Raw genomic sequence first — 25,640 nt, 5'->3', positions numbered from 1 at the left:
GAAGAAATATTGGGTGCGAAGAATGGCGCAACTTATCCCGGGTTGCCAGCCAACTCTCCACAGGATTATCCACAGGCATAAAAAACGCCGCCAGCCCGGACAGGCTGACGACGTCATGCGTACCGAGGGCGGGGTGCTTATTTCTTGATTTTTACGGGACGCGTCCAGCCGTCGATGGTGACCTGGCGCGCGCGCGACACGGTCAACTTGCCGGCCGGCGCATCTTTCGACAAGGTCGTGCCGGCGCCCAGCGTGGCTCCCTTGCCGACGGTGACGGGCGCGATCAGCTGGCTGTCGCTGCCGATAAAAGCGTCGTCTTCAATTACCGTGCGGAACTTGTTCACGCCATCGTAGTTGCAGGTGATCGTGCCAGCGCCGATGTTGACCTTCGAGCCGATGGTGGCGTCGCCGATGTAGGCCAGGTGGTTGGCCTTGCTGTGCGCGGCGATCTGGCTGTTTTTCACTTCGACGAAGTTACCGATGTGCACGTCTTCCGCCAGGACCGTGCCCGGGCGCAGGCGCGCGTACGGGCCGATGATGGAAGCGGCGCCAACGACGGCATCCTCGATATGGCAGAACGGCTTGATGTGCGCGCCAGCGGCCACCGTGGCATTGATGAAGACGTTGTTGGCGCCCACGCGCACGCCATCGCCCAGTTCGACTCTGCCTTCGAACACGCAGCCGACATCGATGGTGACATCGCGGCCGCAAATCAGTTCGCCGCGCACGTCGATGCGGGCCGGGTCCAGCAGGGTCACGCCCCGTTCCAGCAGCGCTTGCGCGATATTGTTCTGGTGGATGCGCTCCAGCTGGGCCAGCTGCACCTTGCTGTTGACGCCCGCCACTTCCCACACGGCGGCCGGGTGGGCCGAGGTGACGGCCACGCCATCGGCGACAGCCTGGGCAACGATATCGGTCAGATAGTATTCCCCTTGGGCATTGTCATTCGACAGGGCCGACAGCCATTGTTTCAGTTGTACGGTGGGCGCGACCATGATGCCGCTGTTGATTTCCTTGATGGCGCGCTCTTCTGGCGTGGCATCCTTTTCCTCGACGATGCGCACGATGGCACCCTGCTCGCGCACGATGCGGCCCAGGCCAAAGGGATCGTCCTGTTCCACGGTCAAAATGGCCAGCTTGTCCTGGCCCGCCGCCTGCACCAACTGCTGCAGGGAAACGGCGCTGGTCAGCGGTACGTCGCCGTACAGGATCAGGGTCGGCACGCTGTCATCGAGCAAAGGCAGCGCTTGTTGCACGGCATGACCGGTGCCCAGTTGCTGCGCCTGCTCGGCGGCATCGATCTGCACGGCATGGTTCACCTTGTAGCCGTCGAGCAACTTCAGCACCGCAGCGCCCCCATGCCCGTAAATCACGCATAATCGGGACGGCGCCAGGCCGCGCGCCGTGTCGATGACGTGCGACAACAGCGGCTTGCCCGCCAACGGGTGCAATACCTTGGGCAGTGCCGACTGCATGCGTTTGCCCATACCGGCAGCGAGAATGACAACGTTCATAGACCGTCTTTTATAAGTTAAGAATATGAAAAAGTTTAACACGCAGGCCCCGTCTTCCATGCCCTTTGGCCGTTTTACTTATGCCGTGCTGGCCATCCTGCTCGTCGTCATGGCCGGCTGCAGCGGCTTGCGTCTGGCCTACAACAATGGCGATACCGTACTGTACTGGTGGCTGAACGCGTATGTCGACCTGGACCGCGACCAGAAGGGCTGGGTGCGCGACGATATCGACAAGCTGTTCGACTGGCACCGCAAGACGCAATTGAAGGATTACGTGGAAATCCTGCGCACGGGCCAGAAGCAGCTGCAAGGCAATACCACGCAGGCAGACCTGATGGCGGACTACAGCGAGATCAAGCAGCGCACCCAGGCGCTGCTGCTGAAAGCGGCGCCCGAGCTGGCCGACCTGGCGCGCTCGCTCAAGCCCGAGCAGATCGCGCAGATGGAAAAGAAGTTCAAGTCGAACAATGATGATTACCGCAAGAAATACTTGAGCGGCGACCAGGAAAAGCGCCAGAAACTGCGCTACAAGAAAGCCATGGAGCAATTCGAACTGTGGTTCGGCAGCTTCAGCAGCGAACAGGAAGCCATCATCCGCAAGGCGTCCGACGCGCGTCCGCTGAACAATGAGATCTGGCTCGACGAACGCATGCGGCGCCAGCAGAATGTGTTGAACCTGGTCAAGAAAGTTCACCAGGAAAAACTCGGCAAGGAAGCCAGCGCAGCCCTGATCACGACCCTGATCAAGGACAGTTTCGAGCGCCTCGAACATTCGGAGCGCAAGGCCTTCTTCGATGCCTACGAAAGCAGCACGGCGCAGATGGTCTTGACGGTGATCAAGATCGCCACGCCGGCGCAAAAGGCCCATGCCGTCAAGCGCATCCAGGGCTGGATCGACGATTTCAATTCCCTAGCCACGCAACCCAAATAGAGCGGCAGCGCCAGCAGGGGGGAGGGGGCCATATGCTATAGTGGCCGCCACCGAATTGAAGAAATCCCCATGCAAAAGAAAATAAAGAAACCCGCCAAAGTCCCCGTCCACCACGCGCCGCCACCGAACCAGGTACGCATCATCGGCGGCCAGTGGAAGCGTTCCGTGCTGCCTGTTTTGCAGGCACTGGGCTTGCGCCCGACGCCGGACCGTGTGCGCGAAACCGTGTTCAACTGGATCAATCACTTGCGCGACGGCGACTGGGCCAACGCCCAGGTGCTGGACCTGTTCGCCGGCAGCGGCGCGCTGGGTTTTGAAGCGGCCAGCCGCGGCGCCGCCGCCGTCACCATGGTCGATACGCATACGCCCGTGATCCGCCAGCTGGAAGAGAACAAGGTGAAATTGCGCGCCGACAACGTGCAACTGCTGCGCGGAGACGCCCTGCTGACGGCGCAAGGCCTGGCATCGCGCGGCCAGCGTTTCGACCTGATCTTCCTCGATCCGCCCTACCAGCAGGACTTCCTGGCGAAAGTGTTGCCACTGTGCGCCAACCTGCTCACGGAAGGCGGCATGGTGTACGCGGAATCGGGCTTGCCGCTGGTCTTCGATGAAGCCAGCGCACTGGAAAAACCGGAGTGGATGGCGCCGTGGGAAGTCATCCGCGCCGACAAGGCGGGCACCGTTTATTATCATTTGCTAACTTACAACAAAGTGCCGGCAACTGCCTGAATCTGCCTATAAATAAGGCAAAAAGGCTCCCTGCCCCGAGGCCCAGCACCAAGGTGGTCACCAATTTCAGGCATAATGCGCGTCTATATTGGTGCATCGTCAGGGAGCCGCAATGGTTGTAGCCGTTTATCCAGGAACATTCGATCCGCTCACGCGCGGTCATGAAGATTTGGTGCGCCGCGCATCGGGTCTGTTTGACAAGCTGATCGTCGGTGTGGCCGACAGCAAGAACAAGCAGCCGTTTTTCTCGCTCGACGAACGCCTGGAAATCGCCAACGAAGTGCTGGGCCATTACCCAAATGTGCAAGTGGAAAGCTTTTCCGGCCTGCTCAAGGATTTCGTGCGCAAGCATGAAGCGCGGGTCATCGTGCGCGGCTTGCGCGCCGTCTCCGACTTCGAATACGAATTCCAGATGGCGGGCATGAACCGCTACCTGCTGCCCGATGTCGAAACCATGTTCCTGACGCCATCCGACCAGTACCAATTCATTTCGGGCACCATCGTGCGCGAAATCGCGGCGCTGGGCGGCGACGTCTCCAAGTTTGTCTTCCCCTCGGTGAACCGCTGGCTGCAAAACAAGATTGCCGCCAACGCTGCATCATCGCAATAAGTAAGAGTGAAATCATGGCATTACTGATCACCGACGAATGCATCAATTGCGACATTTGCGAGCCCGAGTGCCCGAATGACGCGATCTACATGGGCGCGGAAATCTACGAAATCGATCCCAACAAATGCACCGAATGCGTGGGCCACTTTGACGAGCCGCAATGCCAGCAAGTGTGCCCCGTCAGCTGCATCCCCTTCAATCCCGCCTGGCGCGAAAGCCCGGAGCAATTGATGGCCAAGTACGAACGCTTGCAGGCGGAACTCCCCGCCGCAAAAACCTGAGCATTTCTCCCGCGCCACTTCTGGGCCACTTCTGCGTGGCGCCAGCTTCTGCCAACTGTTCTACACTGTGTGCTGACTTATCCACAGCCCATGGTTTCCACGGAGGTAGAAGATGCAAATATGCACATCGCGTTTGGGCCGCTCCCTCGCTGCCGTCGGCCTGTGCGCCGCCCTGGCACAAGCAGCGCTGGCCGTCGAGATCGGCGGCGTCAAGCTGGACGACACGGTACAGCTGGCCAGCCGCGAGTTGAAACTCAACGGCGCCGGCGTGCGCTACAAGGTCATCTTCAAGGTCTACACGATCGCGCTGTACCTGCCGGAAAAGAAAACCCAGCTGGCCGACATCCTGGCGCTGCCCGGACCGCGCCGCCTGGAAATCGTCATGCTGCGCGACATCACCTCGGACGAGCTGGGGCAAGCCTTCATGCAGGGCTTGAAGCGCAGCTCCGACCAGGCCGACCGCACGCGCCTGCTGAGCCAGACGATGCAGTTCGGCGCCATGTTCGAAATGGTGCCCGGCCTGAAAAAGGGCGACATTCTCACCGTGGACTGGCTGCCGGAGGAAGGCACGTTGTGCAAGCTGAACGGCAAACAGGTGGGCGACATGGTGCCGGACCTGGCTTTCTATAATGCGCTGCTGAAAATCTGGATCGGCGCCCACCCGGCCGACACCTTGTTGCGCGCGCATTTGCTGGGCGACATGGCCTGAAGCGGCCTGAACGAAAACGCGGGCGTAAAAAAGCCGGCTCGCGCCGGCTTGTCATCTGCAACAGTTGATCGCTCAGGCGCGCGTCGACAGGGCACGCAGCTCGGCGGCATTGCTTGGCGACACGCCATCCATCTTGCCCAGGGTGCGCTTCAAGGCTTGCGCTTCGCGCATCTGCTGGCGTGCCAGGCGCTCTTCGCGGCTCAGCTTGGGACGCACCAGCAGCACCATGGCGCGGGCGATCCCCACCAGCAAAGGCTTGAACAGCAGGGCGAAGGCGCCCACGGCCACGATCACCAGCACGAGTTGCAGGGCATTCAGCAGGGAAATCTCCAGCACGGGTGCGGATACTGCGTACAGGGCGGAGGCGAAGGTAGACATAGTGTTCCAGTGCATTATAGAATTTGCCAGTACTATAGTGCAGTGCAACATATAAATCTAATTCCATTTCTTGATACCAATTATATGAATCATGAATGGAAAACTGTAATATTTTTTTACGAGTGAAAATATTCGTGCCCGGCGCGGTTTACACTCTTAAGTAATCAATTCAACTTTTATCTTGGGCTTTCCATGAGTTTTCTGACGCTGGATCTGAACTTGCTGCGTGTTTTCGACGCCGTCATGACGGAACAAAACCTGACGCGCGCAGCCGGCCACCTGGCGATGACGCAGCCGGCGGTATCGAACGCCATCAAACGCCTGCGCGAGAGCCTCGGTGACGAATTGCTGATCCGCACGGCGTACGGCGTGAAACCCACGCCCCGCGCCGAAGCGCTGTGGCCATCCGTGCGGTCGGCCCTGGCCAGCCTGGAAGCGGCCGTCACGCCGGAAACCTTCGACGTGTCGAAAACCCACGCCACCTTCCGCATGGCCATGGCCGATGCGACGGCCGCGTTCTGGCTGCCTTCGCTGATGCGCTCGATCGAACGGGAAGCGCCCGGCGTCAACGTGCGCATGATGCCGCTGACCACGCGTGAACCGCGCCCGATGCTGCTGCGCGGCGACATCGACCTGGCCGTGGGCTTCTTTCCCGGCGTGGCGGCGCAACTGTCGAGCGAAACGGGTTCGCCCATCCGCCATGAACGCCTGTATTCCGGCAAGTATGTGTGCGTGATGCGGCGCGGCCATCCGCTGGCCGACAAGGAATTGACCCTGGATAACTACTGCGCGGCGAATCATTTATTGGTGAGCTTTTCCGGCCGCGCGCATGGCTTGATCGACGAGGCGCTGTCGCAGATCCACCGCGAACGGCGCATCCTGTTGACGGTCAACCAGTTCTTTACCGCAGGGCGGGTCGTCGCCAATTCCGACCTGATCACGGTCTTGCCGCGCCACCTGATCGCCTCGACAGGCATGACGGAATCGCTGCTGTACAAGGATTTGCCATTGACCCTGCCAGCCGTCCACCTGGACATGCTGTGGCACGAGCGCGACGCCCGCAGCCCCGCCCACAAATGGCTGCGCAACCACCTGGAAAGCATGAACACGCCCACCCTGCGCACGGCCACGGCGGCCGGCGGCGGCGTGGCGCCGAAGCCGCATATTGAATAAGTGTTCTACCGGCACAAAAAAACGCCTGATGAAACATCAGGCGTTTTTTTTATGCGTGACTGCTGGACCGGTAACCGATTCTGAAACCGCCCCAGTGCTTGCCATCAACGTGGATGGGCACGGATAAATCGTGCATGACTTCGCCCGTGTCGCGTTTATAGGTCTGCAACAGGAACGCCCTGGTGTTGCTGCCGCAGCGCTTGCCCGTGCGGTCGCTGAAGATGCGTTTGGTACGGTTATTCACGATATCCGTGGCGTAGTCGCCCGTCAGCGGCTGGGAAAACTTCTTGTTGTGCGTCGGGAAATATCCATTGTTGTCAACGGCACCCGCGTAGGCCAGGTGCGGCAGGGCCGCCAGCACGCCTTCCTGCACATCCGGCAGCACTTTGTCCGTAAACGCGTCGAACTTCGTGTTGTGCTTGGGCGGATTGGTATTCGGGATGGGGCGGTAGTGGCGGTCAAACAGGGCTTCGCGCGTGATGCGCCCCGACGCGATGGCTTGCTCGAAGAGTTTGCCCACGTCGCGCGCGGCGCGCTGGGCCGCCTCGCGGATCTCGTCGTGCGGCGTGGCCACGCTCGATTCGCCGAGGGCGCCGGCGATCACTTCGGCCCGCTCGGCCAGGGCCATGGCCGACTGTGTGGCGCGCGGCAATTCGGCGTTCGTCGACAGCATGCTGTCGCGGATTTGCAGGATGGCATCGGCGATCACTTGCGTCGTGTCGACATGTTCGCGCGAGGCGCGGGCGATTTGCCCGATCTCGTCTTCCGACACGCCCGACGATTCCTCAATATGGCTGAGCGATGCATGCACGCTTTCCACATTGCGCGCCGCTTCCGTGACGCCGGCCGCCAGCGAACTCATGCCACGCGCAGCTTTTTCCGACTGTTCATTGATTTCGCGCACCATCACGCTGATTTCATCGGAGGCTTCCTTGGTGCGCTGCGCCAGTTGCCGCACTTCCCCGGCCACCACGGCAAAACCGCGTCCATGTTCGCCGGCACGCGCCGCCTCGATGGCGGCGTTCAGCGCCAGCAAGTTGGTGCGCGCGGAAATATCGGAAATGGCTTCCGTGAAACCTGTGATGCGTTTGGATTTTTCCTGCAAGCTCAGCATGGTACTGGAAGCACCTTGCGCTTCTTCGCGTGCCTTATTGATGCGCTGCAAGCCCTGGTCCACTTCGGCGCGCGCCGCCACGCTTTCCACGCGCACGCCGGCGGCCACCTTGGCGGCCCGCTCCGCATTGGCGGCGATCTTTTCCGTCATCACGGCATTTTGTACGGAACTGTCGGCGATGTCGCTGGCCGTGCGCACATCGAGTTCCACCTTCTGTTTGACGGAATCGACAAAATACGAGGTTTCCGCCGCGCCGATCATGATGGCGTCGATGGCGTTGCCCACCGTGTCGGCGAACTGATGCAAGCCTGGCTCGCCGCGCGCACGGCCGGCAAACGCCAGCAGCGCGGCGCCGATGGCGGCGGCCACGCAGGCGATCAGATACGGATGGTCGCCGCCCGAGAGCAGCAGCAGATAGGCCAGGCAACAGGCCACGGCCATGGCCAGGATCGTGAATACAAAGAAACGCACCAGCTGATGCTGCAACTGCTTCATTTGTCCCCCGCTGCGCGAACCCGTCACGTCCCGTTGAGGGGACGTGCCGTAACCGTATGCGGGTGGGCACGATTGCCCACCTTGCACCCTGAACGTAACGTCTGCGCGGCGTTTCAGGCGGCTACCGGGTAGCAGAATTGTAGTTCTACCCTACAACATTTGTTCCGATAGCTCAATCAGAAAAGTAGGGCGGCTACACCAAGGTCACTTAATTGGCAATTTGGTGGTGTTTTTAACCTCTTCCATGACGGCATAAGTGTGGGTTTCCCGCACACCTTTCTGCAACAGCGTCTTGCCCAGGAATTCGCGGTAGGCGGCCATATCCTTGACGCGCGCCTTGACCAGGTAATCGAAACCGCCGGCCACCATATGACATTCCAGTACCTCTGGAATGATTTGTACGCTATGCTTGAAGGCATCGAACACTTCCGGTGTCGTGCGATCAAGCACGACTTCGATGAACACCAGCAGCGATACGTCGAGCAGCTGCGGGTTCAACTGGGCCGTATAGCCCATGATGTAACCGGATTCGTGCAACTTGCGCACGCGCTCCAGGCAGGCCGCCGGCGACAGGTTCACGCGCGCGGCCAGCTCCACATTGCTGATGCGTCCATCGCTCTGCAATTCCATCAAGATTTTCTTACTGATCTTGTCCAGCATTCCTATCACCCCCAAATTAATATTATTTGGTTAAATTGTCGCATCAAAAACTATCTATTGCTAGTCCCCTGTATTACCAGAATTAATCCATAAGAATCCCCTTTACAATCGAATCATCTTAACGTCCGACTTTCTGTATTTTTTTGCACCAAAAAAGAGCAAGAATTACGTCAGTTTTCGTCCCCTATTTCCTTGTAAAGAGCACTTATGCACCCTGCAGGCCCCTCGGCTTTTACCCCGATTCCTTTTGCTGCGTTCCAGGCAGAAATCCTGCCCGAAGCGACACCACAACGCGCCGCCATCACCTCCGCCTATAGGCGCGATGAGGTTTCCGCCGTGCAGTGGCTGTTGCAACAAGTGCGCCCCAGCAGCACCGAAACGACAGCCGAAGGACAAGCGCTGGCGCACCGCCTGGTCTCGAACGTGCGCCAAAAACGCACACGCGCATCGGGCGTCGATGCACTGATGCACGAGTTCTCGCTATCGTCGGAAGAAGGCGTTGCATTGATGTGTCTGGCTGAAGCGCTGTTGCGTATACCCGACAGTCAAACGGCCGATCGCCTGATCGCCGACAAAATCAGCAAGGGCGACTGGAAGAAGCACCTGGGTGAATCGCCATCGCTGTTCGTCAATGCCGCCACCTGGGGCTTGCTGATTACGGGCAAACTGGTCAGCACCAGCAGCGAATCGGGCCTCGGTTCGGCCATGAGCAAGCTCATCGCCAAAGGCGGCGAACCGCTGATCCGCAAGGGCGTCGACCTGGCCATGCGCATGCTGGGCAACCAGTTCGTGACGGGCCAGACCATCGAGGAAGCGTTGAAGAACAGCCGCGAGAATGAAACGCGCGGCTACCGCTACTCGTACGACATGTTGGGCGAGGCGGCCCTGACGCAGCAGGACGCGGCCAGCTACTACGCCTCGTACGAAACGGCGATCCATGCCATCGGCAAGGCGTCGAACGGGCGCGGCATCAAGAACGGCCCCGGCATTTCCGTGAAACTGTCGGCCCTGCACGCGCGCTACAGCCGCGCCCAGCGTGCCCGTGTCATGGAAGAATTGCTGCCAAAAGTCAAAGCGTTGCTGTTGCTGGCAAAACAGTACAACATCGGCTTCAACATCGATGCGGAAGAAACGGACCGCCTGGAACTGTCGCTCGACCTGATGGAAGCACTTGCCTTTGATACCGATTTGGCCGGCTTCGACGGCATCGGCTATGTGGTGCAGGCGTATCAGAAGCGCTGCCCGTTCGCCATCGATTACCTGATCGACCTGGCGCACCGCAGCGGCCGCAAGTTCATGGTGCGCCTGGTGAAGGGTGCGTATTGGGATGCGGAAATCAAACGCGCGCAAGTCGATGGCCAGGAAGGCTATCCCGTCTACACGCGCAAGGTCTACACGGACGTCTCTTACCTCGTGTGTGCGCAAAAACTGCTGGCCGCCAGCAGCCTGATCTATCCACAATTTGCCACCCACAACGCGCAAACCCTGTCGACCATTTATACCTGGGCGAAACGCGACGGCATCACCGACTACGAATTCCAGTGCCTGCACGGCATGGGCGAGACCCTGTACGACCAGGTCGTCGGCCCCGACAATCTGGACAAGCCGTGCCGCATCTACGCGCCCGTCGGTTCGCATGAAACCCTGCTGGCCTACCTGGTGCGCCGCCTGCTGGAAAACGGCGCCAACTCGTCGTTCGTCAACCAGATCGTCGACGAAAACGTGGCCATCGATAGCCTGATCCGCGATCCCCTGGAACAGGCGCGCCTGCAGGGCGGCTTGCCGCACCCGTCGATTCCGCTGCCGCTGGACATGTTTGGCAGTGAACGCAAGAACTCGGCCGGCCTGGACCTGTCGAATGAAGACACCTTGCGTACCCTGGCCACCGGCCTGGCGCAGCAACAGTCATGGCAGGCTGCGCCGCTGATCGATGGCGCCGTCAGCCTGAATGGCCCCACGCACATGCTGCACAACCCGGCCCAGCATGACGATGTCGTGGGCAAGGTCATGGAAGCCGGTCCAGCCGACGTGGAAACGGCCCTGGCCAGCGCCAGCGCGTACGCCATGGATTGGCAAACGACAGAGCCTTCGATCCGCGCGCAAGCTTTGCAGCGCGCGGCCGACCTGTTCGAAGAACACCACATCGAGCTGATGGCCCTGGCCGTGCGCGAAGCGGGCAAGTCCCTGCCGAATGCGATCGCGGAAATCCGCGAAGCCGTCGACTTCCTGCGCTACTACGCGGCGCAGGTGGAACACGCGCCGAACACCCTGGCGCTGGGTCCCGTCACCTGCATCAGTCCGTGGAACTTCCCGCTGGCCATCTTTACGGGCCAGCTGGCCGCCGCCCTGGCCGCAGGCAACGTGGTGCTGGCCAAGCCGGCCGAGCAGACGCCGCTGATCGCCCACCGCGCCGTGCAATTGCTGCATGCGGCAGGCGTGCCACGGGGCGCGCTGCAATTCTTGCCCGGCAGCGGCGAGATCGTTGGTGCCGGCCTGTGCAATGACGCGCGCGTGAAAGGAGTGATTTTCACGGGTTCGACGGAAGTGGCGCAATTGATCAACCGCAACCTGGCCGCCCGCGCCGTGGCCGAAGGCATCGACATCCCCCTGATCGCCGAAACGGGTGGCCAGAACGCCCTGATCGTCGATTCGTCCGCCTTGCCGGAGCAAGTGGTGCAGGACGTGATGTCGTCCGCCTTCGACAGCGCCGGCCAGCGCTGCTCGGCCTTGCGCGTGCTGTTCCTGCAAACGGAGATCGCCGACAAGACCATCCATATGCTCAAGGGCGCCATGCAGGAATTGCGCGTTGGCAATCCTGACCGCCTGGCGACCGATATCGGTCCCGTCATCGATGCGGAAGCGCAAGGTAATCTGCTGGCGCACATCAACAAGATGAAAACCATGGCCATCGACCATTATTCGCTCGATTTGCCGACCGTCAAAGGCACGTTTGTCGCCCCGACCGTGCTGGAAATCAAGTCGCTGGCGCAATTGACGCAGGAAGTCTTCGGCCCCGTGCTGCATGTGATCCGCTACAAGCGGGCCGACTTGCCGCAACTGGTGCAATCGATCAACGACAGCGGATACGGTTTGACCCTGGGCATCCATACGCGCATCGATGAAACCATCGATTTCATCACCAAGCGCGCGCATGTGGGCAATATTTATGTGAACCGCAACATCGTCGGCGCCGTCGTCGGCGTGCAACCGTTCGGCGGCGAAGGCAAATCGGGCACGGGACCGAAAGCCGGTGGCCCCCTGTACCTGAAACGCCTGCAGCGCAATGCGCCGGCCGGCGCGCAGCACCAGCGCCAGGCGCCACCGGCCCTGGATGCGCTGACCGTCTGGGCGAAGATGCATGGCCACGACAAGGTCGAGCAACTGGCACAGGACTATGCGCGCACCACCTTGCTGGGCAGCACTACCGTCTTGCCAGGCCCGACCGGCGAGCGCAATACCCTGAGCTTTGCCGCGCGGGGCACGATCTTGTGTGCGGCGGCCACGTCCGGCACCTTGATGAACCAGCTGGCCGCCGTGCTGGCCACCGGTAACCAGGCCCTCGTGCTGGCGCAAGCGCCGGATCTGATTCCCGGCGACTTGCCGGCCGCGCTGAAGGACCGCATCCAGGTCGTCAGCAGCCTGGAGTCGGTCAAGCATGATTTCCAGATCGCCATGATCGAACCGAGTCTCGATGGCCAGCTCAAACCGCTGCTGGCGGCACGGGAAGGGGCCCTGGTGGCCACCATCGCCACCACGCAGGAGGGTGTCATCCCCCTGTGGCGCCTGGTCGCTGAGCGGGCGCTGTGCGTGAATACGACGGCAGCAGGTGGAAATGCCAGCTTGATGATGTTAAGTGTCTAAATTTTAGGCAGACAGTTAACGCGGAAGGGCAGAACCAGTGGTTCTGCCCTTTTTTTATGCACGCTAGCTAAAAAATCAGCCAGCCAGGCGCTGGCACAATTGCTGGATCACCGTAAACGCATACGGCGAGGCGACGGTCTGCACGAAACGCATGAAGTCGACGGCCGCCTCTTCGTTGGCATTGTCGGAAATGGTGCGCATGACGGTAAACGGCACGCCCAGTTCAAAACACACTTGCGCCACGGCGGCGCCTTCCATTTCGACGGCCAGCAGGTCGGGGATATCTTCTTTCAGCTGGTTCACATGCGCGGCGCTGCTGATGAACTGGTCACCGCTGGCGATCAGGCCACGGTGGACCTGTGCGTGCTGCAAGCCAAATTCCACGATATGCGCTGCCTTGAGCACGCTGGAGACATCGTCACGCAAGAAATCTTCGGCTGCACCAGCCAGTTGCGTGCTCAATTCCAGGTCCGTGGCAAAACGCTGCAAGCCTGTCAGCGGCACTTCGAAGCGGGGAAACAGGGGACGGGCGTCCATATCGTGCTGCAGCAGCGCTTCGGCCACCACGATATCACCCACTTTCACGCGTTTATCCCCACTGCCGGCCACGCCGGTGAAGACGATGTGGGTAACTCCGTACTTTTCCACAAGGATAGAAGCTGTCATGGCAGCGGCAACCTTGCCCAAACGCGACAGGACGCACACAGCGTCGATATTCCACAGGGTTCCCAGGGTGTAGTCGCGCATGCCGTGTGAACGCCTCTGGGGGCCTTGCATGGCTTCTACGAGCCCCTGCTGTTCTTCGTGCAAGGCACTGATGATGCCTAAACGCATTTTTTTGTGTGAATTCATGCTGTTTTTACAGGTTTTTGGGGATTGCAAAACGGTTTACACGGTGAAAACAGCCGTTTCGGCAACTTTTCCACCGTTCGCGTTTGTCTCTGTGTTTTAAATAAAGATGTATACATAAAAATAGTAGTGATAGTAAACGGCCATTTTTTTGTGGATAAGTCGGTATACCGTATAAAAATCATCAACTTGGCGCTCAAAAAAGTAGGCGCACAAGCATTGTATCCAGCAAGGACTTGTTTGGGATAAAAATCGGGCTGTGGACAAAGATTGACTTTTCCCACATCTCATCCTGTGGATATGCAGGCACTTATCCACAGCAGCAAGCAAAAATCATGGTTTTTCTTGCTGTAGTGGCATGGTTGACGTGCTTCGTCTGCCCTGATCCTTGCCTGGCAATCCAGCTTGAGCAACCACGAACGTTGTTCTTTCACAGACCTTCGCATCCAGGTGATTCCTGGAAGACGGTTTGGCAATGGGTCGTGATGTCGCCGTTGGCTTTTTTTTTGGACGGTTTTTGCCTGCTTTTTGAAAATATCCCCGGACTTCCGCTTTTTTTATCGGTTTACAATAGATCTATATATAAAAATAGTAGTAATAGTAAACGCGTTTTTTTCTGTGGATAAGTCACTTTTTTTCAACAGGATCAACCGTTTACGCACAAAATAAAGCGTGCATAATCGCTGTATCACGCGAGGAGCAAAATTGTATAAAATGCGGGCCTGCGCATAACTTCGTGTTTACTCACAAGTCATCCTGTGGATATCAAGTGACTTATCCACAATCGAAGCAAATTCCCCCTCTCTTTGACATCAAACGGCCTGTTAGCTGAGCAGCTGGTCAGGTCGGTTGACGTTCCCATTTTGCAAAACGGTTTGGCAGTGCTGTGCGCGTGATGTTGGCCACACCGGTTTTCGTCGCGCAGTTGTTGGCTCGAATTTTTTTTGTCAGCAAAGCCGCTCGCCGGCTTTTTTTTGAAGACAAGCTTGCGAACCCTTTCAAAGACGAAGGGCAGGCAAAGCGCGCGTTGTCGGGTTTACCTTAAGAAGTTCATATACAAGAATAGTAATAGTAGTTAACGGGCACATCTTCTGTGGATAAGTCCCGATTTATCCTTGTAAACAATCGCTTGGCGTGCGGATAAGCGCTGAGTAAGGGGTGTATCTGCCTGGGATGGTTTTGGGATAAAAAAAAGGCGTCCAAAAAAATTTTCGTTTACCCACATATCGTACCTGTGGATATCCATACGGTTATCCACAGCTTGGCGACCCTGTTTTTGAGCTTGCCGTGACGCTCGCTCATATCGCTGGCCACGATTAATGTCGCCCTGGCCCGGCACTGGTGGTAATCTCAAGGCGGCTCAACAGCCATGCATGCATGAAGAAAGACAGACTCTGGTAGCGGATCGCGGTGGGGAGACACGCCGCGCGACAGCTTGATGGCATACCGAAAGGAGCTTCATTGGAATCGGCAGGCGAATACGACTACATCATCGTGGGCGGCGGCACGGCAGGTTGCGTGCTGGCCAATCGGCTCACGCGCGACAAGGATGCCAACGTTTTACTGGTGGAAGCGGGCGGCAAAGACGATTACGTGTGGATCCACATCCCCGTTGGCTATCTGCATTGCATCGGCAATCCCCGCACGGACTGGCTGTATTCCACGCAGGCGGACGCTGGCCTGGGCGGGCGCAGCCTGATCTATCCACGCGGCAAGGTGCTGGGCGGCAGCTCTTCCATCAACGGCATGATCTATATGCGCGGCCAGGCCGGCGATTACGACCACTGGGCCGACTTGACGGACGACGCTTCCTGGCGCTGGGACAAGGTCTTGCCGCTCTTTAAACAAAGCGAGGATTACTACGGCGGCGCGTCGGAAAACCATGGCGTCGGCGGCGAGTGGCGCGTGGAAAAACAGCGCTTGTCGTGGGATATCCTGAACGCGTTCCGCGATGCGGCGCAGCAGGTCGGCATCCCGAAAACCAGCGATTTCAATGGCGGCGACAACAGCGGCAGCGCATATTTCGACGTCAACCAGCGCCGCGGCATCCGCTGGAATACCTCGAAAGCGTTCCTGAAACCGGCATCGCGCCGCCCGAACCTGACCATCATGACGGGCTGCCACGTGGAACGATTGCTGCTGGAAACGACGGAGTCAGGGCCGCGCTGCACGGGTATTGTATTTACGGGCGGCGGCACGCAGTGGCAGGCGACAGCCCGGCGGGAAACCTTGCTGACGGCGGGCGCCATCGGTTCGCCGCAATTGCTGCAATTGTCCGGTATCGGCCCGGCCGCCTTGCTGCAGCAGCATGGCATCGCGCCCGTGCTGGACGCGCCTGGCGTGGGCGGCAACCTGCAAGACCATTTGCAGCTGCGCATGGTATTCAAAGTCCAGGGCGTGAAAACCCTGAACATCATGGCGGGCAATATGCTGGGCAAGATGCAGATCGGCTTGCAGTATGCGCTGTTCCAGAGCGGGCCCATGTCGATGGCGCCATCGCAGCTGGGCGCGTTCGCCAAGTCCGATCCGCAGCAAGCTACGCCGAATCTGCAATACCACGTGCAGCCGCTCTCCTTGGACAAATTCGGCGAGCCCTTGCATGCGTTTCCCGCGTTTACGGCCAGCGTCTGCAATTTGCGGCCCACTTCGCGCGGCCATGTGCGGATCGCCTCGGCCGACAGCTATGCGGCGCCGAAGATCGTGCCCAATTACCTGAGTACGGAGCAGGACCGCACAGTGGCGGCCGACGCCTTGCGCCTGACGCGGGCCATCGTTGCCGCGCCGGCGTTAAGTAAGTTTGCGCCGCAGGAATACAAGCCCGGCGTGCAATTCCAGAGCCAGGAAGAGCTGGCGCAGGCCGCCAGCCAGATCGGTACCACCATCTTCCACCCGGTGGGTACTTGCCGCATGGGCCTGGCCAGCGATGCATCCAGCGTGGTCGACAGCCAGTTGCGCGTGATCGGCGTGGCTGGCTTGCGCGTTGTCGATGCATCGATCATGCCGTACATTACTTCTGGTAACACGAACTCGCCCACCGTGATGATCGCGGAAAAAGCGGCGCAAATGATACACGCGGCCTGGAAATAGCAGGAAATAGCTGGGTAAAGGCGCGAGTTTGCGCCATTCGGGCTGGCGCAAAATCCCCGTAGTTATACTGTATTGTGCGTTAAATTTAAGTTGTGTATTATAAAAATGACTAAGTAGTACAAAAAGTACAACTAGGAGACACGATGTCAAACGTAATCTTGGAAACAAGAAATTTGACCAAGGAATTCAAGGGTTTCACCGCTGTGAGCGAGGTGAACCTGAAGGTAGAGCGGGGCCATATCCACGCCTTGATCGGTCCGAACGGCGCCGGCAAGACCACGTGTTTTAACTTGCTCACCAAATTCCTGGTCCCCACTTCAGGACAGATCCTGTTCAATGGGAAAGATATCACTGCCGCCAAACCGGCCCAGATCGCCCGCATGGGTGTGATCCGTTCTTTCCAGATTTCCGCCGTCTTCCCGCATTTGTCCGTGTTGCAAAATGTGCGCATCGGCTTGCAGCGCCAGCTGGGTACCTCGTTCCACTTCTGGCAAAGCGAACGCGCATTGAACCAGCTCAACGACCGCGCCATGGCCTTGCTGGCCGAGGTCGACCTGACGGAATTTGCCGACACCATCACGGTCGACATGCCGTACGGGCGCAAGCGGGCGCTGGAAATTGCCACCACCCTGGCGATGGAGCCGGAAATGATGCTGCTCGACGAACCGACGCAAGGTATGGGCCACGAAGACGTGCACCGCGTGACGGAACTGATCAAAAAGGTGTCGGCTGGCCGCACGATTCTGATGGTGGAACACAATATGAGCGTGGTCTCGGGTATCTGCGACAAGATTTCCGTCCTGCAGCGCGGCGCCATGCTGGCCGAAGGCAGTTACGCGGAAGTGTCGCGCAATCCGCAAGTGATGGAAGCGTACATGGGCACCACCCACGCGGAACTGGAAGGGGCGCATTGATGGCGACACAAGCGAATCGCGGCGCACCCGCGCTGGAAATTGCACAGCTGCACACCTGGTATGGCGAATCGCACATCCTGCATGACGTGAACTTGAAAGTGGAGCAGGGTGAAGTGGTGACTTTGCTGGGCCGCAACGGCGCCGGCCGCACCACCACCTTGCGCGCCATCATGGGGCTGACGGGCGCGCGCACGGGCTCGATCAAGGTCAACGGTGTCGAAGCGATAGGTTTGGCCACGCACAAAATCGCCCACCTGGGCATCGGGTATTGTCCTGAAGAGCGCGGCATTTTTTCCTCGCTGTCGACGGAGGAAAACCTGTTGCTGCCGCCGACCCTGGCCAGCGGCGAGAAGGGCATGTCGGTGGAAGAAATCTACGCCATGTTCCCGAACTTGCAGGAACGCCGCCACAGCCAGGGCACGCGCCTGTCGGGCGGGGAACAGCAGATGCTGGCCGTAGCGCGCATCCTGCGCACGGGCGCGCGCCTGCTGCTGCTCGATGAAATTTCCGAAGGCCTGGCGCCCGTCATCGTGCAAGGGCTGGCGCGCATGATCACCACCCTGAAAGCGAAGGGCTACACCATTGTCATGGTGGAACAGAATTTCCGGTTTGCCGCGCCACTGGCGGACCGGTTTTATGTGATGGAGCACGGTCAGATCGTCGAGACTTTTGCTGCATCCGAACTGGAGGCCAAGATGCCGGTATTGACCGAGCTGCTTGGCGTGTAGTCCCCATGTAGTACGCGTCCATCTGGTACGCGTTATCGTCCAGCAATCGACTGAATAGCAAACAATAATCCCAACGGAGACACTATGAAACGTAACGCTATCGCCATTGCCACCGCCACTCTTTGCGCCTTGGGCTTTTCCGCCGCCGCGCATGCCCAGGTATCGGGCGACACGATCAAGATCGGTTTTATTTCCGACATGTCGGGCGTGTATTCCGACGTCGACGGCCTCGGCGGCGCGGAAGCCATCAAGATGGCGATCGCCGATGCCGGCGTCGTGCTGGCCGGCAAAAAAGTGGAATTCATTTCTGCCGACCATCAAAACAAGGCCGACATCGCCGCCTCGAAGGCGCGCGAATGGTTCGACCAGCAGGGCGTCGACATGCTGATCGGCGGCACCAATTCCGGCGCCAGCCTGGCCATGGCCAAGGTCGCGGCGGAAAAGAAAAAAATCTTCATCGCCATCGGCGCCGGTTCCTCGCGCCTGACGAATGAAGAGTGCACGCCTTACACCGTGCATTACGCCTACGACACGGTGGCGCTGGCGCGCGGTACGGGCGGCACCATCGTCAAGCAGGGCGGCAAGAACTGGTACTTCATGACGGCCGACTACGCGTTTGGCCATTCGCTGGAAAAAGACACGGCCGAGGTCGTCAAGGCAGCTGGCGGCAAGGTGCTGGGCAGCGTCAAGCATCCGCTGGGCGCCTCGGATTTCTCTTCCTTCCTGCTGCAGGCGCAATCGTCCAAGCCGCAAATCCTCGGTCTGGCCAATGCGGGCGGCGACGCCATCAACAGTATCAAGGCGGCCAATGAGTTCGGCCTGACGAAATCGATGAAACTGGCGGGCTTGCTGATCTTCATCAATGACATCCATTCGCTGGGCCTGAACCTGACGCAAGGCATGTACCTGACGGATGGCTGGTACTGGGACTTGAATGCGGACACGCGCGCCTGGTCGAAACGCTATTTCGCCAAGATGAAGAAAGAGCCGTCGATGCTGCAGGCGGCCGACTATTCGGCCGCGGCGAACTACCTGAAAGCCGTCAAGGCGCTGGGAACGGATGACACCGAGAAAGTCATGGCTTACCTGAAAAAGACCAAGATCAACGACATGTTTACCCAGAATGGCGAAGTGCGTCCCGATGGCCGCATGGTGCACGATATGTATTTGATGGAAGTCAAGAAACCGGCCGAGTCGAAGTATCCATGGGATTACTACAAGGTGGTCGCCACTGTGCCCGGTGCGCAAGCGTATGTGACCAAGGCCGAGTCGAAGTGTTCGTTGTGGAAATAACGCTGTAGCAACCTCCACAGAGTACCCGCCGCTGCGCGGGCGCTCTGTCCTGCACGCTTCGCCCGCAGGGTACGCCTTGCGCTGCCGCACCCGTTTGCGGCGGCGTGTTTCCCTTGATACCACACCGTCGTCCGGCGGTGCTTTTTATACTGTGATGCCATGGAAATTTTCGGCGTTCCAATACAAGCGATGATGAGCCAGCTGCTGCTGGGTCTCGTCAACGGCTCGTTCTATGCCATGTTGTCCCTCGGTCTGGCCGTTATCTTCGGCTTGCTTAATGTGATTAATTTCTCGCACGGCGCCATGTACATGATGGGCGCCTTCCTGGCCTGGATGGGCCTCAGTTATTTCGACATCAGTTACTGGGCCATGCTGGTCATCGCCCCGATCCTCGTCGGCTTGGTCGGCATCCTGATCGAAAAGACCATGCTGCGCTGGTTATATAAACTCGACCACCTGTATGGCTTGCTGCTGACCTTTGGCATCACCCTGATCATGGAAGGCGTGTTCCGCTCCTTCTATGGCGTCTCGGGCCAGCCGTATGCCGTGCCCGAAGCGCTGGCCGGCGCGACGGACCTGGGTTTCATGATCCTGCCGAACTACCGCGCCTGGGTGGTGATCGCCTCGCTCACCGTGTGCCTGGCTACCTGGTTCGTCATCGAAAAAACCAAGCTCGGTGCCTACCTGCGGGCCGGCACGGAAAACCCGAAACTGGTGGAAGCGTTCGGCATCAACGTGCCGCTGATGGTGACCCTGACGTTCGGCTTCGGCGTGGCGCTGGCCGGTTTCGCCGGCGTGCTGGCGGCGCCGATCATCCAGGTCTCGCCGCTGATGGGCTCGAACCTGATCATCGTCGTGTTTGCCGTGGTGGTAATTGGCGGCATGGGTTCCATCATGGGCTCCATCCTGACGGGCCTGGGCCTGGGCGTGATCGAGGGCCTGACCCGCGTGTTCTACCCGGAAGGCTCGGCCACCGTGGTGTTCGTCGTGATGGTCATCGTGCTGCTGCTGCGTCCCGCCGGCCTGTTCGGCAAAGAAAAGTAATCCTCATCAGTCATGTATTGGAGCTACCACGATGAATAAAAATGTAGGCTACGCCATTGCCTTGCTGCTGGCGTTGGCGGCCCCGTTTTACGGCTATCCCGTCTTCCTGATGAAGTTGCTGTGCTTTGCCCTGTTTGCCTGCGCTTTCAATTTGCTGATCGGCTACACCGGCTTGCTGTCGTTCGGCCATGCGGCCTTCTTCGGCGGCGCCGGCTATGTCACCGGCTACGCGCTGCGCACCTGGGGCTGGCCAACGGAACTGGGCTTGCTGGCCGGCGTCGCCACGGGCGCCTTGCTGGGCCTGGTGATCGGCGGCCTGGCGATCCGCCGCCAGGGCATCTACTTTACGATGATCACCCTGGCGCTGGCGCAGATGGTGTACTTCCTGGCCTTGCGTCTGCCCTTTACGGGGGGCGAGGATGGCTTGCAGGGTGTTCCACGTGGAACCTTGCTGGGCACGATAGACCTGGGCAATGACACCGTCTTGTACTACGTCGTGCTGGCCATTTTTGTTGCCGGCTTCGCCCTGATCGTGCGCACCATCCACTCGCCGTTCGGCCAGGTGCTCAAGGCGATCAAGGAAAACGAACCGCGCGCCATCTCGCTGGGCTACGACGTCAACAAGTACAAGCTGATGGCCATCGTGCTGTCCGCTTCACTGGCCGCGCTGGCGGGCGCCACCAAGACCCTGGTGCTGGGCTTTGAAACCCTCACCGACGTGTACTGGGGCATGTCGGGCCTGGTCGTGCTGATGACATTGGTAGGCGGCATGGGCACCTTGTCCGGTCCCATCCTCGGCGCCGTCTTGATCATCGCGCTGGAAAACAAGCTGGGCGATGTCGGTACCTATCTGGCCACGCACACGGGCATCGAGTGGTTCGGCACCCTGGGCGAATCGGTGGGCATGGTGACCGGCGTGATCTTCGTTATCTGCGTACTGATGTTCCGGCGCGGCATTGTCGGCGAAGCCATCGCGCGCTTCGGCGGCAGGGCTGCCAAGGCCGCGGTCTGATTTTCAAGCAACGCCGGACGGATCGTCCGGCGTTTTTCATTGTGCGTCCACTGTTACTTCAACGGAGAGAACCACCATGCAAACGACGATCACGCGCGCGGGGAGCAGCCTGTGCACCCTGCTGGCGTTGGCAGCCTGCGGCAGCAACCATGCACCGGAAGAGCTGAACCAGATGCCCAGCTACCTGGGTACCATCACGCGCGCCGACTACGACGGCAAGACGAACGATCTGCTGACGGCTGGCCTCGGCAAGACGGGGCTGGCTGGCGCCGCGCCCGCGTATGCGAACGTGGAGCAACCGACGCCGCTCGAACTGCGCCGCAATGCCATCTACGCCAATTACCGCGCCGTACTCGACATTGCCGCCAACAGCGGCTACGGCACCCTGTACGGACCGAACGTGGATGCGTCCGGGAACGTGGGCACGGGCGAGGGCCTGGTCGCGGGCAGTGAATACATCGCCTATGCCGACGATGGCTCGGGCAAGAAGAATGTCACCTTGATGGTGCAGGTGCCGGCCAGCTTCGATCCCGACCATGCCTGCATCGTCACGGGCACGTCCAGCGGCTCGCGCGGCATCTACGGCGCCATCGGCAGCTCGGGTGAATGGGGCTTGAAAAAAGGCTGCGCCGTGGCGTATGCCGACAAGGGCTCCGGCACGGGCCTGTACGTGTTCGAGGACGACAGCGTCAACCTGCAGAACGGCGTGCGCGCGGGCAGGGTGGCGGCCGGCAAGAATGCGCTCTTCGCGCCCGACTTGAGCGACGCCGACCGCCTGGCCTGGGCCGGCGCGAACCCGAACCGCATCGCCTTCAAGCACGCGCACTCGCAGCAAAATCCCGAGAAGGATTGGGGCAAGGTGACCTTGCAGGCCATCGAGATGGCGTATTACGTCTTGAACGAGCGCTACGGCGTGCTGGCCCGCGACGGCAGTGCGCGCATCGTGCGGCTGACGCCGAAGAACACCATCACGATTGCCTCGAGTATTTCCAACGGCGCCGGTTCGGCCTTGCTGGCGGCGGAACAGGATACCAAGGGCTTGATCAGCGGCGTGGCGGCCAGCGAGCCGCAGATCCAGCCGGCGGCGTCAAGCGCCTACAGCGTACGCCAGGGTGGGGCGGTAGTCGCCAATCCCGGCCGTGCGCTGTTCGACTACGCCACCTATGCGGCCCTGTATCAGCCATGCATCGCTTCCGTGGCCGGCAATGCGGGACGCTGCACGGCGCTCGTCAGCAAGGGTTTATTGAACGGCGCCGACCTGGCTGCGCAGCAGGCGGACGCGAAGCAGCGCTTGCGCGCGTATGGCTGGCTGCTGGATTCCGATCCGTTGCAGGCGGCACACGCGGGCACGAATATCCTCGTGGCTGTCACGTATGCGTATGCCTACGGCAAATTCTCCGTCACGGACAAGGTGTGCGGTTTCACGTTTGCGCAGACGGACGGCAGCGGTAATCCGGTCGCGTTCACGTCGGCGCAAAAGGCGGCCAGCTTTGCCGCGCAAAACGGCATCCTCGGCAATGTCGTGTACGAAAACAGCGTGGGCGGCGCCAGGGTGTACACGGCCGGCGTGTCGTCTTCCAGCGGCCTGGCGGACCAGTCTCTCGACGGCTTCCTGTGCCTGCGCAGCCTGGCGACGGGACGCGATACCGTCAGTGGCGCCAACTTGCAAGGCACGCTGGCCGGGCAAAGCGTGCGCGTGCGGGCAGGCATGGCGGAGGTCGCGGCCAGCGGCAAATTGAATGGCAAGCCGGCCATCATCGTGCATGGCCGCAGCGATACCCTGATTCCCGTCAATCACGCTTCGCGCGCCTATCTGGGGCTGAACGCCGCCGTGGAAGGGACGAATAGCCGCCTGCGCTATATCGAGGTGACGAACGCCAACCATTTCGATTCCTTCAGCAGCGCCTTGCCGACCCTGATCGTGCCCCTGCACGTGTACCTGAACCGGGCGCTCGATGCCATGTATGTACACTTGAATGCCAAGCAAGCCTTGCCGCCATCGCAGGTGGTGCGCACGGTGACGCGCGCCGATGCGTCAACCTTGATCACCAACGTCAACGTGCCAGCGATCGCCGCGGCGCCGGCGCCCGGCAATGTCATCAGCGTGACGGGGACGGTCGTCGACATTCCCAACTAGGCAGTATCGCTTGTGGAACTTGCGGCCACGTTTCACGTGGCCGTTTTTATTCCCAGGCCGTATCGGGGATGTGGCCCAGTCCCTGGAAGACAGGCTTGGAAAACCAGTAGCCCTGCATCAGGGAAATGCCGCAGCTGGCCAGGAAATCGCGCTCGGCGCGTGTCTCAATGCCTTCGGCCAGTACGCGGATACCGAGCTCACGGCACAGGCTGGCGATGGCCCGCACGATCGCCTGGCGTGGCGCGTGCATATCGATCCCGCGTACCAGGTCCATGTCGATCTTGATGATGTCGGGCTGGTATTCGGCCAGCAGGTTCAAGCCCGCATAGCCGGCGCCGAAATCATCGATGGCCGTCTGGAAACCGAAGCGCCGATAGGCGCGGAAGATCTCGACCAGATGGGGACGGTCCTGCACCCGTTCGCCTTCCGTCACTTCAAAGATGATTTTATCGGTGGGGAAGCGGTGCAAGGTGGCCGCTTCCAGGGTGCTGCGGATGCATACTTCGGGACGGTAGACGGCGTTGGGCAAGAAGTTGATCGACAGAAAGCCCTGCATATCCAGCTTGGCTGCGCCGGCCACGGCCTTGACGCGGCAAGCCTGGTCGAAGCGGTAGCGGTTGGCGTCGTTGACTTGCGCCAGCACACTGGCCGCGCTTTCGCCGTTGGGCCCGCGCACCAGCGCCTCGTGCGCATAGATACTGCACGTGGCCAGGTCGACGATGGGCTGATAGGCATACTCGAAGGCAAACGGCAGCGGCGCGCTGTCATGGCAGCCTGCACAGGCACCGTGTGGAAAGCTGGTGGCGTCAGGATGAATCGGGATGTCGGGAGGTGTCATGGTGCTAGTGTAGGCGGACGGATTGGCTGATTCCGTCTGCTGTCTCACAGTGCGGCAGCATAGATGGCGCGCGCATCGCTATGCGTGACGGGCCGGGGATTGTTGCCCAGCAAGCGCGTTTGCAGCATGGCTTCATCGGCCAGCCGGTCCAGGTCGCAGGCCGCGATGCCCACTTCGCGCAGGGTGCGCGCGATGCCCGTCGCCAGGGCAATCTCCTGCAGGGCGTCGATCAGGGCCATGGCGCGCGCTTCCTCGCTGCCCGTGATGCCAGGTTGCAGGACGGCTGCCAGTTGCGCATACAGGGGCGCCGCGTGGGATAGATTGAAACGCAGCACGTGCGGCAGCACCAGCGCATTCGACAAGCCATGTGGCACGTGGAACAGTCCTCCGATGGGATAGGCGAGCGCGTGCACGGCGGCCACGGGCGCATTGGCAAACGCCTGGCCGGCCAGCATGGCACCCAGCAGCATGGCCTGGCGTGCCGGCAAGTTGCTGCCATCGCGGCAGGCGGTGACCAGGTTGCTGGAGAGCAGTGACAAGGCTTGCGTGGCCAGCATGTCGGACAATGGGTTTTTCAACAGGCGACTGGTGTACGCTTCGATCGCATGCACCATGGCATCGATGCCGGTGGCGGCCGTCACGGCGGGCGGCAAGCCCAGGGTCAGGCTGGCGTCGAGGATGGCCAGATCCGCATACAGTTGCGGCGCGACCACGCCCATCTTGCTGGTGGCGCCCGTGGTGACGATGGCGATGTGCGTCACTTCCGAGCCTGTGCCGGCCGTGGTCGGCAATTGCACCAGGGGCAGGCGCTGGCCGTGGACATTGCCGATGCCATACAGTTGCGCCAGTTCCTGGTGGCCCGGTGCCAGCACGGCGATGAGCTTGGCCACGTCCAGCGAGCTGCCGCCACCGAGGCCGATAATCAGTTCCACGTGAAACATCCGGGCCTGGGCCACACCGGCCAGCACGATGGCTTCGGGCGGATCGGCTTGCACTTCGGAAAAGACGTGGACCTCGATGCCGGCCGCCTGCAGGCTGTGCAAGGAAGCATCGGCCAGACCCGTGCGCAAAAAACCTGCATCGGTGACGAGCAGGGCGCGGCGCACGGCGGGGAAGTGATGGGCGATATGCGCACCCAGCTGGGCGGCGGCGCCCGGTTCAACGATCAGGTGCGGCACAGTGCGGAACTGGAAGGCGGACATGCAGTCTCCTGACAATGATGGCAGAAGCCCAGCTTACTCCGCTTTCCCGCCCCGCGCCTGTTTCACGTGGAACAAAAAGCG

At 60.3% G+C, this 25,640-nt stretch carries 21 protein-coding genes; 14 read left to right on the top strand and 7 right to left on the bottom strand.

What is annotated here, in order from left to right; genetic code table 11:
• Positions 1–137: 137 nt before the first annotated feature.
• On the bottom strand, positions 138–1,514 hold the full coding sequence (glmU, locus tag IGS58_RS24305) for a bifunctional UDP-N-acetylglucosamine diphosphorylase/glucosamine-1-phosphate N-acetyltransferase GlmU (protein ID WP_230522900.1): 1,377 nt from the start codon (positions 1,512–1,514) through the stop codon (positions 138–140).
• Positions 1,515–1,539: 25 nt separating this feature from the next.
• On the opposite strand from glmU, the gene IGS58_RS24300 reads away from it, so the two are divergent.
• From IGS58_RS24300 to IGS58_RS24280, 5 genes are all read left to right on the top strand, one after another.
• The gene (locus tag IGS58_RS24300) at positions 1,540–2,445 is read left to right on the top strand and encodes a DUF6279 family lipoprotein (RefSeq protein WP_230522899.1); all 906 of its coding nucleotides are present in this window, start codon (positions 1,540–1,542) and stop codon (positions 2,443–2,445) included.
• A 69-nt stretch (positions 2,446–2,514) separates the two neighbouring features.
• Positions 2,515–3,174, top strand: a complete 660-nt coding sequence (rsmD, locus tag IGS58_RS24295; protein WP_230522898.1) for a 16S rRNA (guanine(966)-N(2))-methyltransferase RsmD — start codon at positions 2,515–2,517, stop codon at positions 3,172–3,174.
• A gap of 112 nt (positions 3,175–3,286) precedes the next feature.
• The gene (coaD, locus tag IGS58_RS24290) at positions 3,287–3,784 is read left to right on the top strand and encodes a pantetheine-phosphate adenylyltransferase (RefSeq protein WP_034752633.1); all 498 of its coding nucleotides are present in this window, start codon (positions 3,287–3,289) and stop codon (positions 3,782–3,784) included.
• 14 nt (positions 3,785–3,798) lie between these two features.
• Positions 3,799–4,065 carry a YfhL family 4Fe-4S dicluster ferredoxin gene (locus tag IGS58_RS24285; RefSeq protein WP_034752637.1) on the top strand — a complete coding sequence of 89 codons (267 nt, stop codon included), beginning with the start codon at positions 3,799–3,801 and terminating at the stop codon, positions 4,063–4,065.
• A 112-nt stretch (positions 4,066–4,177) separates the two neighbouring features.
• Positions 4,178–4,774, top strand: coding sequence for a chalcone isomerase family protein (locus IGS58_RS24280; protein WP_070279916.1), 597 nt, complete (start codon positions 4,178–4,180; stop codon positions 4,772–4,774).
• A gap of 72 nt (positions 4,775–4,846) precedes the next feature.
• Here the strand turns inward: IGS58_RS24280 and IGS58_RS24275 are convergent, their stop codons facing one another.
• A complete protein-coding gene (locus tag IGS58_RS24275) occupies positions 4,847–5,152 on the bottom strand; it encodes a hypothetical protein (protein WP_034783860.1) in 306 nt (101 codons plus the stop codon).
• A 192-nt stretch (positions 5,153–5,344) separates the two neighbouring features.
• Between IGS58_RS24275 and IGS58_RS24270 the strand changes: the two genes are divergently transcribed.
• Complete coding sequence (locus tag IGS58_RS24270; protein ID WP_034752642.1) at positions 5,345–6,325, top strand: LysR family transcriptional regulator; 981 nt, start codon at positions 5,345–5,347, stop codon at positions 6,323–6,325.
• A gap of 49 nt (positions 6,326–6,374) precedes the next feature.
• Here IGS58_RS24270 and IGS58_RS24265 read toward each other — a convergent pair whose 3' ends face one another.
• Complete coding sequence (locus IGS58_RS24265) at positions 6,375–7,934, bottom strand: methyl-accepting chemotaxis protein (RefSeq protein WP_230522897.1); 1,560 nt, start codon at positions 7,932–7,934, stop codon at positions 6,375–6,377.
• A gap of 204 nt (positions 7,935–8,138) precedes the next feature.
• Positions 8,139–8,594, bottom strand: a complete 456-nt coding sequence (locus IGS58_RS24260) for an Lrp/AsnC ligand binding domain-containing protein (RefSeq protein ID WP_010393827.1) — start codon at positions 8,592–8,594, stop codon at positions 8,139–8,141.
• Between the two features lie 207 nt (positions 8,595–8,801).
• On the opposite strand from IGS58_RS24260, the gene putA reads away from it, so the two are divergent.
• Entirely contained in the window at positions 8,802–12,455 is a 3,654-nt protein-coding gene (putA, locus tag IGS58_RS24255; protein ID WP_230522896.1) for a trifunctional transcriptional regulator/proline dehydrogenase/L-glutamate gamma-semialdehyde dehydrogenase, read from the top strand.
• 75 nt (positions 12,456–12,530) lie between these two features.
• Here the strand turns inward: putA and IGS58_RS24250 are convergent, their stop codons facing one another.
• Positions 12,531–13,289, bottom strand: a complete 759-nt coding sequence (locus tag IGS58_RS24250) for a 5'-methylthioadenosine/adenosylhomocysteine nucleosidase (RefSeq protein ID WP_230522961.1) — start codon at positions 13,287–13,289, stop codon at positions 12,531–12,533.
• 1,476 nt (positions 13,290–14,765) lie between these two features.
• Here IGS58_RS24250 and IGS58_RS24245 point away from each other — a divergent pair.
• The 7 genes from IGS58_RS24245 to IGS58_RS24215 all read left to right on the top strand — a co-directional run bounded on the left by IGS58_RS24245 (position 14,766) and on the right by IGS58_RS24215 (position 23,519).
• Positions 14,766–16,391, top strand: a complete 1,626-nt coding sequence (locus IGS58_RS24245) for a GMC family oxidoreductase (RefSeq protein ID WP_070257833.1) — start codon at positions 14,766–14,768, stop codon at positions 16,389–16,391.
• A 143-nt stretch (positions 16,392–16,534) separates the two neighbouring features.
• Positions 16,535–17,305, top strand: a complete 771-nt coding sequence (locus IGS58_RS24240) for an ABC transporter ATP-binding protein (RefSeq protein WP_035823437.1) — start codon at positions 16,535–16,537, stop codon at positions 17,303–17,305.
• On the top strand, positions 17,305–18,033 hold the full coding sequence (locus IGS58_RS24235; RefSeq protein WP_034783852.1) for an ABC transporter ATP-binding protein: 729 nt from the start codon (positions 17,305–17,307) through the stop codon (positions 18,031–18,033). Before IGS58_RS24240 ends, IGS58_RS24235 begins: the two co-directional genes overlap by 1 nt.
• Before the next feature lie 84 nt (positions 18,034–18,117).
• On the top strand, positions 18,118–19,326 hold the full coding sequence (locus IGS58_RS24230) for an ABC transporter substrate-binding protein (RefSeq protein WP_230522895.1): 1,209 nt from the start codon (positions 18,118–18,120) through the stop codon (positions 19,324–19,326).
• Between the two features lie 159 nt (positions 19,327–19,485).
• Positions 19,486–20,370, top strand: a complete 885-nt coding sequence (locus IGS58_RS24225) for a branched-chain amino acid ABC transporter permease (RefSeq protein WP_034783850.1) — start codon at positions 19,486–19,488, stop codon at positions 20,368–20,370.
• Between the two features lie 31 nt (positions 20,371–20,401).
• Entirely contained in the window at positions 20,402–21,382 is a 981-nt protein-coding gene (locus IGS58_RS24220; RefSeq protein WP_034752665.1) for a branched-chain amino acid ABC transporter permease, read from the top strand.
• Positions 21,383–21,458: 76 nt separating this feature from the next.
• Positions 21,459–23,519, top strand: a complete 2,061-nt coding sequence (locus IGS58_RS24215; RefSeq protein WP_230522894.1) for a D-(-)-3-hydroxybutyrate oligomer hydrolase — start codon at positions 21,459–21,461, stop codon at positions 23,517–23,519.
• Positions 23,520–23,565: 46 nt separating this feature from the next.
• Here IGS58_RS24215 and IGS58_RS24210 read toward each other — a convergent pair whose 3' ends face one another.
• Both IGS58_RS24210 and IGS58_RS24205 read right to left on the bottom strand, forming a co-directional pair.
• Complete coding sequence (locus tag IGS58_RS24210) at positions 23,566–24,357, bottom strand: EAL domain-containing protein (protein WP_230522893.1); 792 nt, start codon at positions 24,355–24,357, stop codon at positions 23,566–23,568.
• Between the two features lie 44 nt (positions 24,358–24,401).
• On the bottom strand, positions 24,402–25,559 hold the full coding sequence (locus tag IGS58_RS24205) for an iron-containing alcohol dehydrogenase (protein ID WP_230522892.1): 1,158 nt from the start codon (positions 25,557–25,559) through the stop codon (positions 24,402–24,404).
• Between the last annotated feature and the right edge of the window lie 81 nt (positions 25,560–25,640).

This window comes from Janthinobacterium sp. EB271-G4-7A (assembly GCF_020858075.1).
Taxonomy (GTDB): Bacteria; Pseudomonadota; Gammaproteobacteria; order Burkholderiales; family Burkholderiaceae_D; genus Janthinobacterium; species Janthinobacterium lividum.
This window is presented reverse-complemented; position numbering and strand designations above follow the sequence as displayed.